At 56.2% G+C, this 17874-nt stretch carries 11 protein-coding genes; 6 read left to right on the plus strand and 5 right to left on the minus strand.

Translation table 11 applies throughout. The features are described 5' to 3' along the window. Positions 1–54: 54 nt before the first annotated feature. From ACAW74_RS22545 to ACAW74_RS22565, 5 genes are all read left to right on the plus strand, one after another. The gene (locus tag ACAW74_RS22545; protein ID WP_370700502.1) at positions 55–1437 is read left to right on the plus strand and encodes a thioredoxin family protein; all 1383 of its coding nucleotides are present in this window, start codon (positions 55–57) and stop codon (positions 1435–1437) included. Between the two features lie 169 nt (positions 1438–1606). Next, entirely contained in the window at positions 1607–2812 is a 1206-nt protein-coding gene (locus tag ACAW74_RS22550; RefSeq protein ID WP_370700503.1) for a molybdopterin molybdotransferase MoeA, read from the plus strand. 172 nt (positions 2813–2984) lie between these two features. Then, positions 2985–8108, plus strand: coding sequence for a translocation/assembly module TamB domain-containing protein (locus tag ACAW74_RS22555; protein ID WP_370700504.1), 5124 nt, complete (start codon positions 2985–2987; stop codon positions 8106–8108). Between the two features lie 27 nt (positions 8109–8135). Beyond that, positions 8136–10544, plus strand: a complete 2409-nt coding sequence (tamL, locus tag ACAW74_RS22560; protein ID WP_370700505.1) for a translocation and assembly module lipoprotein TamL — start codon at positions 8136–8138, stop codon at positions 10542–10544. A gap of 41 nt (positions 10545–10585) precedes the next feature. Continuing rightward, positions 10586–11464, plus strand: coding sequence for a glycosyltransferase family protein (locus ACAW74_RS22565; RefSeq protein ID WP_370700506.1), 879 nt, complete (start codon positions 10586–10588; stop codon positions 11462–11464). A gap of 97 nt (positions 11465–11561) precedes the next feature. On the opposite strand, the gene ACAW74_RS22570 is transcribed toward ACAW74_RS22565, so the two are convergent. Then, on the minus strand, positions 11562–12122 hold the full coding sequence (locus ACAW74_RS22570; RefSeq protein WP_370700507.1) for a DUF2911 domain-containing protein: 561 nt from the start codon (positions 12120–12122) through the stop codon (positions 11562–11564). 246 nt (positions 12123–12368) lie between these two features. Here ACAW74_RS22570 and ACAW74_RS22575 point away from each other — a divergent pair, with 246 nt between their 5' ends. Next, complete coding sequence (locus ACAW74_RS22575; protein WP_370700508.1) at positions 12369–14165, plus strand: acyl-CoA dehydrogenase; 1797 nt, start codon at positions 12369–12371, stop codon at positions 14163–14165. A gap of 77 nt (positions 14166–14242) precedes the next feature. On the opposite strand, the gene argB is transcribed toward ACAW74_RS22575, so the two are convergent. From argB to ACAW74_RS22595, 4 genes are all read right to left on the minus strand, one after another. Continuing rightward, positions 14243–15049: an acetylglutamate kinase gene (argB, locus tag ACAW74_RS22580; protein ID WP_370700509.1), complete on the minus strand. Its 807-nt coding sequence runs from the start codon at positions 15047–15049 to the stop codon at positions 14243–14245. A 109-nt stretch (positions 15050–15158) separates the two neighbouring features. After that, entirely contained in the window at positions 15159–16133 is a 975-nt protein-coding gene (locus ACAW74_RS22585) for an N-acetylornithine carbamoyltransferase (protein ID WP_370700510.1), read from the minus strand. A 49-nt stretch (positions 16134–16182) separates the two neighbouring features. Further along, positions 16183–16557: a GxxExxY protein gene (locus ACAW74_RS22590; RefSeq protein ID WP_370700511.1), complete on the minus strand. Its 375-nt coding sequence runs from the start codon at positions 16555–16557 to the stop codon at positions 16183–16185. A 9-nt stretch (positions 16558–16566) separates the two neighbouring features. Then, positions 16567–17730, minus strand: coding sequence for an aspartate aminotransferase family protein (locus ACAW74_RS22595; RefSeq protein WP_370700512.1), 1164 nt, complete (start codon positions 17728–17730; stop codon positions 16567–16569). Positions 17731–17874 lie beyond the last annotated feature (144 nt).

Below are 17874 nucleotides of genomic sequence, written 5' to 3' on the forward strand. Positions count from 1 at the left end.
CGAAACAGTTTACTACCTTGGCGAATATCCGTATAACTACGCACAAGCAATCCCATGAAAACACGCCTTTATGTCCGTATGCTGACCCTGTGGTTGGCTCTATTGTGCCTGACAGCCCCCTCTCAAATCTTTGCTTCTCCATTCAACGAAGACCCCGTAGGCATCAACTTCTTTACCGGTACGTGGAAGGATGTGCTGGCCGAGGCCAAGAAGCAGAAAAAGCCCGTTTTTGTCGATATCTACACCACCTGGTGTGGCCCCTGCAAGCGCATGGCTAAGGAAGCGTTCCCCGACAAGGCCGTGGGTGACCTGTTCAACGCCAACTTTGTTTCCTACCAGATAGACGCCGAGAAAGGTGAAGGCATTGAGGTGGCGAAGAAATACAACGTTACGGCCTATCCAACCTCGCTGTTCGTCTCGGCCGACGGTGACCTGATTCAACGCACGGTGGGGTATGGCGGCATTAAAGGGTTGCTTGACGAAGCCAACAAAGCCGTTGAGGCGGCCCGAAGCACCAAACCCATTGCCGTTTGGGACAAAGAATTTGCTAATGGCAAACGTGACGCTGACTTTCTGAAAACGTACCTGACCCAACGAGCCACTCTTGGGCTACCCAACGGCGACGCCCTGGAAGCCTACCTGAAAGCGGCTCCCGAAACTGACCTGACCAGCCCGGCTGGGCTGGAACTCATCAGTGGTAACCTGACCACCACCAACTCAAAAGGGTTTGACTGGCTGTTGGATGGGATCAAGGCCAATCAGGGCCAGCGCACATCGGCACCTGTCGTTCAGAAAGCCGTTATGGCGGTCAGCCAGCTGCTGGCCCGCGACGAGCGCAAAGCCACCTCCGAAGCCGAGATGGAGCGCGTGATCGCCAATCGGATGAAATTGACCCAAAAACTGGGCATGAAAGGGCCGGCGGGCACCGCAGCGACGGACGGTATGTGGCTCAATTTTTACAAACGCACCAAAAACGCACCTAAATACCGCGAGTTTGCCACCAAATCGGCCCAAACGCTGATGGCCATCTCCGCTGACTCGCTGAAGGCCAGGAACGATGAAGCCTATCAGCGCTTTCTAAACCAGACGCAATCGCTCCCCGACTCCGTGAAGAAAACCGCCAATTTCAAGCGGTATGCCGACCAGATGAAAAACGGGGCTACCCAACAAACGGCGCAGGCCCTGAATTCGCTGGCTTGGGGCTACTTCGAAACCCTTACCGACCCCGCCGATCTGAATCAGGCGTTGGCATGGTCGGGGCGATCACTGGAACTGGACCGGGCAGCGGCTTCCCTCGACACCTACGCGCAACTGCTCGGCAAACTGGGCCGCAAGCCGGAAGCCATCAAGTATGAAGAAGAAGCGCTGGCAAAGGCTAAAGCTACTGGCGAAGATGTAGCTGACTACGAAAAGACACTGACCGCGCTGAAGCAATAACGATCCCTATTTACCTGACGCACCGCCCTAACCAGCCGTAGGCTAGTGTAGGGCGGTGCTCTTTCTTTGTGCGGTCAAAACGGCTCTGTATCCCAAAAGTGGCCTGGCCAATGCTGCTTCTTTACCAGAATGCGTGTTTCTTCGCTCTTCAAACTGTCTCTACTGCCCTATGCTGACCGTTGCCGAAGCCGACGAATTGCTCGCGTCGCACCAGTTGTCGCTCACGACCGAAACCGTTGCCTTTACCGACGCACCGGGCCGCGTACTGGCCGAAACCATTCTGGCCGATCGTGATTTTCCGCCGTTCGACCGGGTAGCGATGGACGGCATCGCCATTCAGTACGACGCGCTGGCCGACGGCCTAACCGCCTTTTCGATCTTGGCGATCGGGCGGGCGGGCGAGCCGCAACAACCCCTCCCCGACCCCACCGGCTGCGTGGAAGTGATGACCGGCTCGGTGCTGCCCACTGGCGCCGACACCGTGATCCGCTACGAAGATCTGTCGATTAAAGACGGCACTGCCACGCTGACGATTCCCGCGGCGGAGATCACCCGCGGCCTTAACGTGCACAAACAGGGCACGGACCGCCGCACCTTCGACGTAGTCCTATCGGCAGGTGTACGCCTGCGGCCCGTTGATCTGGCGGTGGTGGCGTCGGTGGGGCAAACGTCGTTGTCGGTGCGGAAACGGCCCCGCGTGGCGGTCGTCTCGACAGGCGACGAACTGGTGACGATTGAGCAGACGCCGCTCCCGCACCAGATTCGGCAGTCCAACGCGCACCTGCTGTGGGCGGCGCTGCACGAGATGGGCATCGACGCCTCGATTCATCATTACCCCGACGATGTGGCGACGATCACGACCGGTCTTTCGGCGCTGCTGGCGGGTCACGACGTGCTAGTGATGACGGGCGGCGTCTCAGCCGGCAAAGCCGATTACGTACCGGATATTCTGGCGGGCCTGGGCATTCGCAAGCATTTCCACAAGATCGAGCAACGCCCCGGTAAACCTATGTGGTTTGGCACCAGCCCCGACAACCAACGGGTGGTGTTTGCCCTGCCCGGTAATCCCGTGTCGACGACGCTTTGCTTTTACAGGTACGTTCGCTCCTACCTCGAAACAGCCATGGGTCTGCCCGGCGAACCACCGCTCTACGTGCAGCTGGCCAAACCCGTCACGTTTGCCCCCCCGCTGACGTATTTCACGCCCGCCCACCTGACCACTTCACCCGAGGGTACGTTGCTGGCTGAACCGCTACCCGGCAGTGGCTCCGCCGACTTTACGAACCTCACCGCCGCCGACGCCTTTCTGGAGTTTCCAGCCTCAGAGAGCGACTTCCCGGCTGGCACCGTCGTGCTGGCCTGGGCAATTGGGTGAGGGATGTTTTTAGTTTCCAGTTTGATGTTTACCGTTTGGAGTTAGCTGACGCAGACATATTACTCAAGCGTCAGCTAACTCCAAACGGTAAACATCAAACTGGAAACTAAAAACATCCCCCCCGCTCCCGCGTTATACAAATGGGTAATCCATCAGACTTTACACGGATTTAGTGAAACGATTCCTGCTGACAACCGGCCTTGTCATACTGACCATTGTGTTACTATTGGTCGGTTTTGTTACGGTTATTGCCACCACTCCTTTTGGGCAACAATTTGTTACCCAGCAGGTTAACAACTATTTAGGCAAGAAAATCAAGGCCCCGTTTCGTATCGGTCGCATCCGGTATAAAATCCCCGACTGGATTGAACTGGAAGACGTTTTTTTCAAAACACCTCAGGGCGATACGCTACTTAGCGGCCGACGTATGCGCGTCGACGTTGACATGCTGGCCTTGTTACAAAGTAAGATTTCGCTCAATCAGGTTGAATTAGAAGGCGTTCGGCTGCACGTTACCCGCACCCTGCCCGACACGGCGTTTAATTTCAATTACATCCTCGACGCCTTTAATACGGCTAAACCTGATACGGCTAGTCTGGCGACCAAAGTAGCCCCGCCTGCCGATACCACCTCGACCCCACTCGACATCAGCCTCTCGGGCGTAGCGCTTCGGCAAGTACTGATTCGCTACGAAGACGACGTGGCCGGAGCCAATGTAGACGCCTACATGGACAGCCTACACGTTAACTTCGAGACGGTCAACGTGGCGCAGTCGCGCTACCGCATCCGGGACGTTACGGGCGATCGGCTGAACATCAAAACGCGCATTTACGAAGGCATTCCCACGCCCGAAACACCCGAAACCTCGTCGGACACGCTTGACCTGGGGCTGGGTAAGTGGCAGCTTACCAACACTCTGTGGGACGTACGCGTGGAAACGGCGGATTTTGCCACGACGGGCAAAGTGAATCGGCTGGCGATGGAAAGCGACTATTTCTACCTCAATGGCGAAAAGGTGGGGATCAAATCGCTCCTGCTCGATAAATCAGACATTACGACCACGCTGTTACGCCCGACACGCGCGAAAAAAGAAGCCCGCTCAACGGAAGCTGCGGTTGCGATTCAGCAGGCCGATCCACGCGTGAAAGCGGCAGCCAAAGCCGCTGAAGCACAGCCTGCGGGCTGGGTAGCGCGTGTGGGCCGGGTACGTTTTGCCGACAACCGGCTCCGGTTCGATGACCGGACCCAACCCCGGCAGGCCAAAGGGCTGGACTATGGCCACCTCGATTTGCAGGGCCTGGGTATCGAAGGGCGCAACCTACTCTATAGCCCCGCGCTGATCTCGGGGCAGATCCGGCAGGGGCGTTTCCGCGACAAAAGCGGGTTTGTGCTGCAACATTTCGACGTGGATGCGCAATACGGCGAAAAACAAACCCTGCTGAGCAACCTGTTTATCCGCACGGCCTCGCCCGGCAGTCCCGGCACTATCCTGCGTGACCGCCTCGAACTGCGTTACGATTCACTAGGTCAATTGACCCGTGCCACGGAAGGACGAAACCTCAACCGGGTACGTGTGTTCGTAAACCTGCGCCAAAGCCGCCTCGCTTTTGCCGACGTACTTCAACTGGCGCCATTTCTAGCCAACACACCGCCGCTGGCTGGCAACGCCCGCGAGGTGGTGCGCATTAATACACAGCTACGCGGTACACTGGCCGATCTGCGCATCCCGAACGCTGAACTGGCGATGTTCTCCGGTACGTCGCTCAAGATGGCGGGGCGTTTTACCAACGTTACGGTCCCCGACCGGCTGGGTCTCGACGTAACACTCACCGAAGCCCGCACTAACCGCGCCGATCTGCGCAAGCTCCTGCCCGCAGGTACGTTGCCCGACTCGGTGGCGCTGGCGCCGCAACTGAACCTGACGGGCCGCATTCGGGGTACGTTGGACAACCTCACGACCGACGCGAAACTAGCCACTAACTGGGGCACGGCGGCGTTCGACGGCACGCTGCGCAATTTTTACGCAGGAAAAAACCAAGCCTACGAAGGCAAAGCCGTGCTCGACAAGTTCGATGCAGGCAAGTGGCTGATGAACCCGAAGCAGTTCGGGCTTATCACAGCCCGGGCCGCTGTGAACGGGCGAGGCATCGACCCCAAAACGCTCTCAACCAATTTCCGGGCGGTGGTCGATCAGGCGGATCTCAACGGCTATAATTACAAGAACGCCGACGTGTCAGGTACGTTGTCGGGCGGGACGCTGACGATCAAAGGCGGTATCAACGACCCCAATATTCGGCTGGCGCTGAATACGCGCGTAGGCCTGAAAACCGATTACCCCAGCATCGACGGCACCATCAATATCAACGAGCTCAACCTCGACAAGCTCAAGCTTTATACCGACCCGCTATCGATCAAAGGCAATATTCAACTGGCGATGACCTCGACCGATCCGGTCCGGCCTGAAGGTACCGTCTACGCCCAGAATGCGGTGGTGAGTCTGAAAGGCAAAAGCTACCCCATCGACACGCTGTATCTGAAAGCAGGTACAGTAAACCCCAACCGCAAGACGCTGGTGCTGGGTCTACCGTTTGGGCAGTTGGCGCTGAGCGGGCAGTTTGAATACACCAACCTGTACGACATCGTAGCGAGTGAAATCGGGAAGTATTTCCGCGTTCCGAATCTGACTTACAAGACCGTGCAGCCGCCCTATAGTTTTTACGTCACGGGGCAGGTTCGGCAGGATCCGCTCTTGCAGGCGTTTGTGCCGGGCATTCGCAAGCTGGAACCCGTCAAGCTCGACGCTTATCTCGATAATACCCGCGACACTACGTTTGCGGCCCGCATCAACACAGGTCTGGTCGATTACGACACCATCGTGGTCAAAGGCTCGTCGCTGGCGTTGTTGGCCTATAATAACCAGCTGAACGTGGCGGGGCAGGTCAACGGCGTACAGACCAGCAGCCTGAAATTATATAAAACGCAGCTGAGCGGCACGGCAGCAAATAACAAGTTCAATTTTTCGGTCATCAGCAAAGATTCGGCCGACCGCGACCGGCATGGGCTGGCGGGGTTGGTGTCGCTCATCGGCAACGACTATCGGCTTCAGGTGGGGCAACGGGGGCTGCTGACCAACTACCGCACCTGGACGGCCGACAGTACGGGCTACCTGCAATACGGGCCGGCGGGCGTGCTGGCGCAGGGATTCCTGATTCGTCAGGGTGAGCAAACGCTGGTTGTGAACAGCACCGAACCCAAGCCCAACGCGCCCCTGCGAGTGGAAGCCCGCAACCTGAACCTCCGCGACCTGGCGGCTATCGCCAATCAGGATACGTCGATGGTGTCGGGAACGCTCAACAGCAACGTGGTCGTGCGCGACTACTTCACTAAACTCGGCTTCACGGGCGATCTGCGCGTCGACAGTCTGCGCGTAATGGATAAGCCTATCGGTAACGTAAACGGGAAATTTGCCAATGCATCAGATGGGCGAATCTCGGTGGATGTAAGCCTGCTGGGTACGTACAACGACGCCAAACTGTCGGGCTTTTACAATCCGAACGATCCTAAATCGAACCTCGATTTCCTGTTACAGCTCAACCGGCTGGACGCGCGCACCATCGAGGCCTTTAGCTTCGGCGAACTACGGCGGGCGCGGGGTACGTTGCACGGTGAAGCCGATATTCTGGGGAGCACCACCTCACCTCAACTCAACGGCGGTATCTCGTTCGATTCGGTTGCCTTCAACATCAAGCGCCTGAATGCAACGTACCGCATCGATCAGGAGCGCATTCGACTGGCGGGGCAGACCATCACCTTTACCGATTTCAACCTGCGCGATACGCTGGGCCGGACCCTGACGACCGACGGTAAGGTCGTGCTGAACAACATTCCCGATGTGTCGTATGATTTGCGCGTGCGGGCCAACAACTTCCTGGCGCTGAACGCCGCCCGAAAGGACAATGATTTTATCTACGGACAGGCGTCGATTTCGGCTAACCTGCACGTGGTGGGTAAAGGATCATCGCCCGCCATCGATGGCAACGTGCGGCTGGAAGACGGCAGCAAAGTAACGACGGTGCTGCCCAGCGACGACGCCAGCCTCGAAGATGCCCGCGAAGTCGTGACGTTCATCGACCATAAAGACACGCTGGCGCTGAGCAAGTATCTGAAACCCCGCGTTGATTCAGTCAGGGCACCGTTGCAGTTCGATCAGCTCAACAAGTCAAACATCAACCTGACACTCGAAGCTGATGAGCAGTCGGAAATTACGATTGTGGTGGATGAGTTGAACGGCGACAACCTGCGCGCACGGGGCAACGCGCGGTTGGCGGTCAACGTGGCGCCCAGTGGCGAGATTTCGGTATTGGGGCGGTATGAGGTGACCGAAGGCCGCTACTCGCTCACCTACCAGGTGCTCCAACGCGAATTTGCCCTGCAAAAAGGCGGCTACATCAATTTCACCGGTGATCCGCTCAAAGCCGACCTGAACCTGACCGCCATCTACGAAGCACGCACGACCTCCGACGCTCTGATTTCGAGCGAGGTCTCGACACAGACTTCCCCTACCACCAAGATTCAGGTGCCTTACAATGTAGCGCTAACCGTGAGTGGCAACCTCTCGGCCCCCAGCATCACGTTCGACATACTGGCCCCGCGCGAAACGCTGACGCGCCTGGGTGCAGCAGCCGACCCAGTGTCGCGCAAACTGCAATCCCTGCGCGACAACCCCAACGATATGAACAAGCAGGTCTTTGGTCTGCTCATTCTGGGCAACTTCATCGCCGAAACGTCGAACGGCTCCAATTCCGATTTTAATGTGGGTAACACCGCCGAAAACCTGGCCCGGAGTAGCGTTAGTAAAGTGATCTCGCAACAGTTGCAACAGTTTGCCTCGGGTCTCATCAAGGGCGTCGACCTGGACGTAAACCTGGATTCGAAAAGCGGGCTGGCCCAGACGGGTAGTGCCACGGCCAACCGTACGGACCTGAACATTGGCCTGTCGCGGAGTTTCCTGCAAGGTCGTCTGACGGTATCCGTTGGCCGCAATTTCCTGGTCGATGGCACCAGCGACGTGCGGGCTGCCCAGAATAACAATGCCGTGTTCGACAACCTCTCGCTCAACTACAACCTCACCCGCGATGGCCGCTACGCCCTGCGCGCTTACCGCCGCAACAACACCGAGCGGACCATTCTGGAAGGGTTCGTAGTTGAAACCGGCGTGGGCTTTGTCATTACCGTCGACTTCAATACCCTGGCCGACCTAACCCGACGGCGGCGGGAAGAGCCAGAGACCGAATAGTGAAAAGTGAATAATGAAACATGTATAATGATTTTGCTAGCTCAACATAGTATTCTCTCGCTGACTAAACTTTGCCCACGCAACGTCCGATTTTACATTTTCCCTATTACAGTATTCATTTTTTCCCTCCAGTCCTGCAACGTATCGAAACGCCTGCCTGCGGGCGAAAAGCTCTACATCGGTGCCGATTTTGTCGTTAATGGCGACTCGACCGTGTCGAAGGACGAACAAGGGCGGGTTGAAGAACAACTGGCAGCGCTGGCTCGGCCCCGGCCCAACAAACGACTGTTTGGGTATCCATATAAGGTAGGGATTTACTACATGATTGGCGAACCGAAGAAAGAAACGGGCTTTCGGGCGAGTTTGCGGCGGCGGTTTGGCGAAGCGCCTGTATTGGCGAGTGCCCGCGGGCTCACCGCCAACAGCCAGCTGATGAGCAACGTGCTGGAAAACTCGGGCTATTTCCGAAACAGTGTGCAGGGCGAATTTGTCGATGCCAACAAGTACCAGACCAAGGCCCGCTATACGGTACAATTGCCCCAGCGGTATCTGGTCGATTCGGTCTCGTTTGTGGGTGATTCGACGCAGGTTGCCCGCGCGATGTATAACGTCTCACCCAGAACCCTGATCAAGCCGGGCGATCCGTTCAACCTTGATGTGCTGAAAGCCGAGCAGGAACGCATCAGCACAGCCCTCAAGCAACGCGGGTTCTATTACTTCCAGCCCGACTACGTGGCGATTCTGAGCGATACGGCGGTGGGTAACCACAAGGCGCGGTTTTACGTAGCCATCAAACCGGATATCCCGGAGGCGGCGAAGGTGCCTTACTTCATCCGCAACATCTATATCTTCCCGAACTACAATCTGGCTACGGCCCGCACGGATACCAACCGGGCAGAGGCATATCGCCCCCCCGTCGAAAACGCCGCCGATACGGGCCGGTCGTTGCGTCGTTTTTTTATCGTCGATTCAAGCCGGGTCTTTAAACCGCAGTTGTTCAATGATGTAATCGGCCTGCGGCCGGGCCGACGCTACAACAGCCGGGCACAGGATCTGTCGTTGTCGCGGCTGGTCAATCTGGGTACGTTCAAGTACGTCCGTAATCGCTTCGAACCGGCGGGGCAGTATGGGCAGGATTCAGCCCTGCTCGATGTCAATTACTACCTGACGCCACTCCCCCGTAAGTCGCTACGCCTTGAACTCTCGGGTAACTCCCGGTCGAACAATCTGGCCGGTACGGTACTAACGCTTAGCTGGATTGGTCGTAACTTCTTGGGTCGAGCTGAGCAACTGACCATCAACGGCACAGCGGGTATCGATTTGCAGATTGGTGCGTTGGGCAAAGGAGTAACCAACTATCGGTACGGTCTCGATGCTACTTTGTCGTTTCCTCGTCTGGTATCGCCTTTCAAAATTCGGTATGACCGGCGGCAGGTATTGCCGAAAACCCTGCTGACTTTGGGGTATGAACTGTTGCGTCGCGATTCGCTATATGACCTGAACTCGTTTCGGGCGTCATTTGGCTACGCTTTTCGCACCAGTAACCGAATCGAACACAGCGTTACGCCCTTCAATATCGCCTACGCGTTCATTTTCAACGAGAAACCTGCCTTTTTTAACCAACTGATCGATCCTAACCCAGCGATACAGAGCGCAGCTGTTCGGCTCTTAGATCCGCAGTTTATTCTGAGCAGTATTTACACGCTTAACTATAATTCAGACCCCAGAACAACAAGTCGCTATACGAACCGGTTGACGTGGAATGTAGAACCCGCCGGAAATCTGGCTGGTCTGCTGATCCCATTGGGCGAAGACGAATATCGCCGGATTTTCGGCATTCAATTCGCTCAGTTTTTCAGAACAGACGTCGATACCCGGCACTACTTTCAGCTTACGCCCAAGCTAACCTGGGCCAACCGCTTCTTTGGCGGTATCGGTATCCCGTACGGCAATATCAATGTCATGCCGTTTGTGAGGCAGTATTTCATTGGAGGCGCTAACAGCGTGCGTGCATTCAGACCCCGCGCCGTCGGTCCAGGCCGCATTGGGTTTGTCGACAGTGGCATCCTTCGGCAGGACGGTGGCGGCGATATCAAGCTGGAGGCAAACACAGAGTTGCGAGCCAAGCTGGGATCGCTCTTCCAGTTAGCGGCTTTCGTCGATGCTGGCAACGTCTGGAATTACTCAAATGAAACCGTTGGAGGCCTTGATACACAGTTCAATAAGAATTTCCTGAGTGAACTTGCCATTGGCGGCGGGGTGGGCTTGCGCATCGACTTGTCGTATTTCCTGATCCGCGCCGATCTGGCAACGCCCTTCCACAAGCCATATCTACCCGAAGGGCAGCGTTGGGTGCTCAATCAGATTAATCTGCGCGACCCAAGCTGGCGGAAAGAGAATCTGGTGCTGAATATCGCCGTAGGCTATCCGTTCTGATTTGTGTAACAGAATACAGATGAACCTGTACTTTTGCGGCTATGAAAGTAGCTGGCTTCAGTTTCATCAGGAACGCCATCCAATACGATTATCCCATTGTCGAAGCCATCACGTCGGTGCTGCCACTTTGTGACGAATTTGTGATTGCCGTTGGGCAGTCGGACGACGACACCGAGCAGTTGATTCGCTCGATTGGTTCGCCCAAGATCAAAATCATCACCACCGTCTGGGACGATTCGCTTCGGGAAGGCGGGCGGGTGCTGGCCGAAGAAACCAACAAAGCCCTAGCCGCAATTGCACCCGACACCGATTGGGCTTTTTATATTCAGGGCGACGAAGTGTTGCATGAAGACTCCATTCCGGCTGTTCGGGAGGCAATGGCAGCCTATCTGGCTGACAAACAGGTGGAAGGGCTGCTGTTCAAGTACCGGCACTTTTACGGGTCATACCAATACGTCGGCGATTCGCGCAAGTGGTATCGCCACGAAATTCGGGTGATCCGCCCGACCGGCCATATCACCGCTTACCGCGACGCGCAGGGTTTTCGGACCACCGATAATCAAAAGTTGCGGGTGAAACTAATCGACGCCTATATACATCACTACGGCTGGGTAAAGTCGGTGGAGCATCAGCGGCGCAAATACGCCTACTTCTATCGGTTCTGGAATTCGGACACGCAGATGGAGCGAATCAAGGCTCTGGCCAACCACTTCCGCTACGAAGACCATATCGACTCGCTGGCCGAATACCAGGGCACCCACCCCGCTGTTATGCTACCCCGCATAGCCAGGGCCAACTCAGCGTTTCAGTTTGATACAAAAACAAAGCGGTTTTCGCCCCGCGTTCGGTTCCTGACCTTCATCGAGCGCCTGACCGGCTGGCGAATCGGCGAGTATAAGAACTACAAACTGTTGAGGTAGGTGTCCTGTACAACAACGTACCTGGATCGGCAACACAAAAACAAAAGCCCCACTGGTCAACCAGTGGGGCTTTTGTTTTTGTAGAACTAACTTATGCTTACTTGCCTTTGTCGGCACCGGGGGCACCACTCATGCCGTGGGCCATAACCGGTACCGAAACCGTCATGTTGTCCCAGGCGATGGTCAGGCTTTTGTTGCTTGGTGTGATCGTCAGTTTCTCGATCGGCGTTTTGTTCATCGATACGGGTACTTTCACTTCAACCACGTTTTTCTCTTTGAACTTGTCGTAATCGTAAGCGCCCCACTGCCCAAGTTGGCTGTTGAGCACCACTCCCCATTCTTTCGTGTCGGGGAACGTCACGAGCGTATACGTACCCGCTTTGACCATTTTACCGCCAAACATTACGTCGTTTTTAAACGTAATTTCGGTGGCTTCGTCGGCTCCGGTGCGCCAGGGTTTGCCATATTTTTCGAGCCCGTCTGGCCCAAACACAACGCGCCCTTTTTTGGCGGGCTGGCCATAAACCACTTTAATCGATTTGTCGGGGCTCTCGGCCGTGATGTGCGGGCTTTTGCGGTTATTCATCTGGGCCGAGGCCGTACCATACCCCATCGTGAGGGCCGACAGTACGAATAGAAAAGCAACCAATCGTTTCATGAGTAAACGGTTTTTTAGTTTGAATCTGGTCGTAGCGGCTCTATCAGCCTGATAAAGCGTATGTCCCAACCAGAGAACGCCAATATATCCTTTTCTGTTTTACGTCCCATTTTTTCTTACTTTTGAAAAATAGTATGCATGCATAATAAAAGCGTTTCACGTCTATCGTTTAGCGTTTGCCACGTTTACCAATTTAACTGGAAAGCTTAACCTCAAATGTCAAACTGAAAATACTAAACTTGGCTTATGGCTTATTTCAGCAAACGCAACCTGAATTTCCTGCTGCATGAGGTCTTCCACGCTGAAGATCTGACGCAGTATCCGTATTTCTCGGCCCACGACCGGGGTACGTTCGATATGGCACTCGATTCGGCTACGCACATCGCCGACACGCTCATGTACCCCTACGTGCGTGATGTAGACCGCAATCAGCCCGAACTAAAGAACGGGCAGGTCACAGTGCACCCCCGCATCAAGGCCTTTCTGGAAGCGATGGGCGAAGCGGGCCTGATCGGGGCCGGTTTCTCGTTTGAGCGTGGTGGTCAGCAGTTGCCCGAGCTTATCAATTCGTGCATCGGTTTTATTCTGATGGCGGCCAACAATGGCATGATGTACACCGGCCTGACGGCGGGAGCGGCCAACCTGATCGCCACCTTTGGCTCCGACGAGTTGAACGACAGGTACGTTGCCAATATGCTCTCGGGGCGGTGGCAGGGCACGATGGCCCTCACCGAGCCACAGGCCGGTTCATCGCTCTCCGACATCACCACGACGGCCACGCCACAACCCGATGGTAGTTACAAAATCAAAGGGCAAAAGGTGTTTATATCGGCCGGTGATCACGATGCCTCCGACAACATCATCCACCTGATGCTCGCCCGCATCGACGGCGCGCCCAAAGGCACCAAAGGTATTTCGCTGTTTGTCGTTCCTAAATTCCGGGATTCAGAAAACGGTCCGGTCGACAATGACGTCACCTCGACGGGCGTGTACCACAAACTCGGGCAGAAAGGCGTGCCGGCCATGCACCTGACGATGGGCGAGCGCGACGATTGCATCGGTTACCTGGTAGGGCAACCGCACATGGGCCTACCTTACATGTTCCAGATGATGAACGAGGCGCGGCTCGGTGTGGGCATGACGGCGGCGGGCATCGCCACAGCGGCCTACCATGCCGCGCTGCAATACGCCAAAGAGCGTCCGCAAAGCCGCCGGTTGAATGAGAAAGGCATCCTCGACGCGCCCCAAACGCCGATTATTAATCACCCCGACGTGCGGCGGATGTTGTTGTTCCAGAAGTCGGTGACGGAGGGGTCGTTGTCGCTGCTTCTCGAAGCGGCCAAGCTATACGACATTGCGCACGCGGCCGAAGGTGAGGAGAAAGAGAACGCTCATCTGCTCCTCGAAATCCTGATGCCGATGGCGAAAACGTACCCGTCGGAGATGGGCGTGCAGTCGGTGAGCCAAAGCGTGCAGACCTTTGGTGGCTACGGCTTTACCGAAGACTTCCCCGTCGAGCAACTCTACCGCGACATCCGGATTACGCCCATTTACGAAGGTACGACGGGCATTCAGGCGCAGGACTTGCTGGGTCGCAAAATGACCATGAAAGGGGGCAAAGCCGCCCAACTGCTGATGCAGGCCATCGGCAGTACCATCGCTGACGCCTCAGCCCACGACGAGTTCAAACCCTATGCGGGTATGTTGAAAGCGGAACTCGGTCGCCTACAGGAGGTGGTGCAGGCGCTGATGCCGCATGCTGGCGCCGGTGATTACGAGCGCTACCTCAGCGACGCCACGCTGTTCCTCGAGCAGATGGGTATCGTGGTGGTAGCCTGGCAGTGGCTCAAGCAGGCGGTGGTGGCCAAACAGGCCATGCTTACCCAGAATCCGCAGGGCGACGAACTGGCTTTTTACGAAGGGAAGATTCACACCATGAAGTACTTCTTCCACTACGAAGTCCCCAAAACCCTCGGCCTCGCTGCCCGCCTCAAAGACACGGAAGTGCTGACGATTGTAAGCGAGAAAGAGTTAGCATTGTAATGCACAATGAATAATGTACGATGTACAATGTGCCAGGCGCAATAGCTAAGATGCGTCAGCCCATTGTACATCGTACATTATTCATTGTGCATTACAATGCTCGTTCCCGCTGTTCCAGCGAGGGCGGCGGCGATTTCGTCGGCGTGGCAGATGATGACGCGGGCTACACCGGCGTTGAGCGCGGCAAATGCGTTGTCGAGTTTGGGGATCATGCCCTTGTTGATACTGCCCGCGGCTTTATGTTGGGCATACACGTCGGGCGTGAGCTGATGGATGACGCTGTCATCATCGTCGGGATTGGCGAGCACGCCTTTTTTCTCAAAGCAGTACACCAGCGTCACATCGCGCTTGTGGACGAGGTCCACGGCGACGGCCTGCGCCAGCGTATCGGCGTTGGTGTTGAGCAATGTACCCGGCGTGGATTCGCCTGAGGTGTCGAAGGTCAACGGGGCTAATACAGGCACCAGACTTTCGTTGGCAAACGATAAAAGCCGTCCCGAATCGACTTCGGCGATGTCGCCCACGAATCCATAATCAATGTCTTTGACGGGCCGCTTGTTGGCTTTTACCACACCCGCATCGGCTCCCGTCAGGCCAATGGCGTTGGTGCCGAGTGTCTGCAATTGACCCACGATCTGCTTATTGACCAGCCCACCGTAGACCATTGTTACTACATCGAGCATGGGTTTGTCGGTGATGCGCCGCCCGTCGACCATCGTGGTCTGCACCCCTAATTTTTCGGCAATCTGCGTGGCAATTTTTCCGCCCCCGTGCACCAGTAGTTTATCGCCCGGCAAGGTCGAAAAGGTGGTCAGGAAGCGCGTCAACGCGGCGGGGTTGTCGATGACATTCCCGCCAATTTTCAGTACGGTTAGTGGGTTCATGGGGACATTAGAACGCGAAGGCGCTAAGGTAAACGCAAAGGGCGCGACGATTTTTCACAACCAATTGATGTAAAACGTCTTTGCGGCCACCTAGCGCCTTCGCGTTGTTTTATAAGCTCAATAAGATTTCGCGCAGCACGGCTTGGGCGGACCATTCGCGGTTGGCGGCCTGCTCAATCACCAGCGAACGGGGGCTGTCGAGGACCTCGTCGGACACTTTAAGGTTGCGCCGCACGGGCAGGCAGTGCATGAAGTGGCCGTTGTTCGTGAGCTGCATTTTCTCCATCGTGACGGCCCAACTGGGGTCCTGTGTCAGCACCTGACCATAGTGTTCATACGACGACCAGTTTTTACCGTAGATGAAGTCGGCACCTTCGAACGCCTTGTTCTGGTCGTGTTCGATGCGGGCATTGCCCACAAACTGCGGGGCGAGGTCGTAGCCTTCGGGGTTGGTGATGACAAACTCGATCTTGCCAGCGGCGGCGCGGGCGTTCATCCACTCGCTGAATGAGTTGGCCACGGCCTGCGGCAGCGGTTTGAAATGGGGCAACCAGGTCAGCACCACTTTCGGCCGCACCGGCACGAGTGGGTACGTTCGCCGGGCTTCTTCGATCGTGATGCAGTCGGCCAGCGATTGCAGCGGGTGGCGGGTAGCCGACTCAAGGTTGACGATGGGCACCCCGGCAAAACGGGCAAACTGCGTCATGACCTGCTCTTTGTAGTCAAGTTCCCGGTCGGTTAGACCCGCAAAGGCCCGAATGGCGAGGATATCGCAGTAGCGCCCCATCACGGCGGCGGCTTCCCGCACGTGCTCGGCTTTATCGCCGTTCATCAGCACGCCGTCTTCCATTTCCAGCCCCCAGCTGTCGGAGCCGACGTTGAGGGTCATCACGTTGAGGCCGAGGTTGCGGGCGGCTTTCTCGGTACTGAGCCGGGTACGTAGGCTGGAATTGAAGAACAGGAGTCCGATGGTTTTATGATGCCCGAGGTGTTCGTCGGCGAATGGGTTAGTCTTGGCCGTCAACCCCGACAGAATCAGGGCATCGAGGTCCGTAACGTCAGCAAGCGAAATAAAATGGTGCATGGTTCTTGAACGCAAAGACGCGAAGGGTTCGCAAAGAGCGCGAAGTGAGTTATAAATTGTTTACAACACGCTTGATACCGTCTTTCAACAGAATTACGTTGAAATTCAGTAACAAACCGAGTTTACAATCGGTGAGGCGCAGGTAAGTCAGCAATTGGGCAGCATGAACATCTTTCAGGGTCTCCATGCATTTCAATTCAAATATGACTTTCTGCTCAATCAAGAAATCGAGTCGGTAGCCCATATCAAGATGAATGTCTTCATAGACTAGTGGCAGAACCTTCTGGCGTTCGTAAAAAATATTCGCTTTGGTAAGCTCATAAGCGAAGCACTCTTCGTAGGCAGATTCGAACAAACCAGGACCTAACCGCCGATGCACTTTCAACGCACATTGATAGGCAGCCCGAGCTATTTCCTCTTCCATCCTGTCGCCTTAAACGCTTTGCGAACTTAGCGACACCTTAGCGTCTTCGCGTTTCAGAACGTTCTCCAGCGCTTCGAGGAATTGATCGGCTTCGTCGGTGCCGAGGGCGAGCGAGGGAAGCAAGCGGATGGTGTGTTTGCCCGCCACGCCCGTGAACTGCTTATGCTCGAACAACAGCTGATGACGAAGCGCCTCGACCGGGAAATCGTATTCGATGCCGATCATCAGGCCGCGGCCACGCAGGTCTTTGTAGCCGCCAATCTGCCGGATGCCGTCCATCAGGTACGTACCGATGCGGGCGGCATTGTCGATCAGGCCCTCGTCGCGCATGATGTCGAGCACGGCGATGCCCGCTACACAGGCCAGGTGGTTGCCGCCAAACGTGGTACCCAAAAGGCCATACGAGGCTTTGAACTCCGGCGCAATCAGGATACCGCCAATCGGGAAACCATTACCCATACCCTTGGCCATCGAAATGATGTCGGCTCGGATACCGCTGTACTGATGCGAGAAAAACTGGCCCGACCGGCCATATCCACACTGCACGCTGTCGAGGATGAGCACCGCCCCGGTTTCGTCGCAACGCTGACGGAGCGCTTTCAGAAACGCATCTGACGCTACCTGAATGCCACCCACGCCTTGAATACCTTCCACGATCACCGCGCAGGTATCGGTCGTAATGCCGGCCATAGCGGCGTCGGGGTCGTTGAAGGGCAGAAACGTAACGTGATCCGTCGCATTGACGGGGGCCACAATCGCGGGGTTGTCGGTCGCGGCCACGGCACCGGCCGTACGCCCGTGAAACGATTTGGTAAAGGCGACAACGCCCTTGCGGCCCGTATGAAACGAAGCCAGCTTAAGCGCGTTTTCGTTGGCCTCCGCCCCCGAGTTGCACAGAAAAAGGGCATAATCGGGGTGGCCCGACAGGTCGCCCAGTTTATCGGCCAGCTCTTGCTGTTGCGGAATCCGGACCGAGTTTGAGTAAAACTGAATCTTATGGAGCTGATCGGTCAGGGCCTGCACGTACCGGGGGTGCGTATGGCCTACCGAAATCACGGCATGGCCGCCGTATAAATCAAGATAGCGGGTGCCGTTGCTGTCCCAGAGGTAGCTGCCCTGCGCCCGAACCGGCTCTATGTCGTAGAGCGGGTATACATTAAAAAGCTGTGCCATAGTGATGTCCCATCAGATTGAGGGCGCAAAACTATGGATAATGTACAATGAACAATGCATAATGTACGATGCAGAGTGCGCAATAGGGTTGGCGCAAGCCTGTTGGCGCGGCAGCGGTCCGCCGCCCGGCACATTGTTCATCGT

Source organism: Fibrella musci (assembly GCF_041321105.1).
Classification (GTDB): Bacteria; Bacteroidota; Bacteroidia; order Cytophagales; family Spirosomataceae; genus Fibrella; species Fibrella musci.

Bases quoted from the DNA above. Each gene is read 5' to 3' on its own strand.
- ACAW74_RS22570 (WP_370700507.1), bottom strand. From the start codon at position 12,122: ATGAAACGATTGGTTGCTTTTCTATTCGTACTGTCGGCCCTCACGATG.
- argB (WP_370700509.1), bottom strand. From the start codon at position 15,049: ATGAACCCACTAACCGTACTGAAAATTGGCGGGAATGTCATCGACAAC.
- ACAW74_RS22565 (WP_370700506.1), top strand. From the start codon at position 10,586: ATGAAAGTAGCTGGCTTCAGTTTCATCAGGAACGCCATCCAATACGAT.
- ACAW74_RS22585 (WP_370700510.1), bottom strand. From the start codon at position 16,133: ATGCACCATTTTATTTCGCTTGCTGACGTTACGGACCTCGATGCCCTG.
- tamL (WP_370700505.1), top strand. From the start codon at position 8,136: ATGATTTTGCTAGCTCAACATAGTATTCTCTCGCTGACTAAACTTTGC.
- ACAW74_RS22545 (WP_370700502.1), top strand. From the start codon at position 55: ATGAAAACACGCCTTTATGTCCGTATGCTGACCCTGTGGTTGGCTCTA.
- ACAW74_RS22595 (WP_370700512.1), bottom strand. From the start codon at position 17,730: ATGGCACAGCTTTTTAATGTATACCCGCTCTACGACATAGAGCCGGTT.
- ACAW74_RS22590 (WP_370700511.1), bottom strand. From the start codon at position 16,557: ATGGAAGAGGAAATAGCTCGGGCTGCCTATCAATGTGCGTTGAAAGTG.
- ACAW74_RS22575 (WP_370700508.1), top strand. From the start codon at position 12,369: ATGGCTTATTTCAGCAAACGCAACCTGAATTTCCTGCTGCATGAGGTC.
- ACAW74_RS22550 (WP_370700503.1), top strand. From the start codon at position 1,607: ATGCTGACCGTTGCCGAAGCCGACGAATTGCTCGCGTCGCACCAGTTG.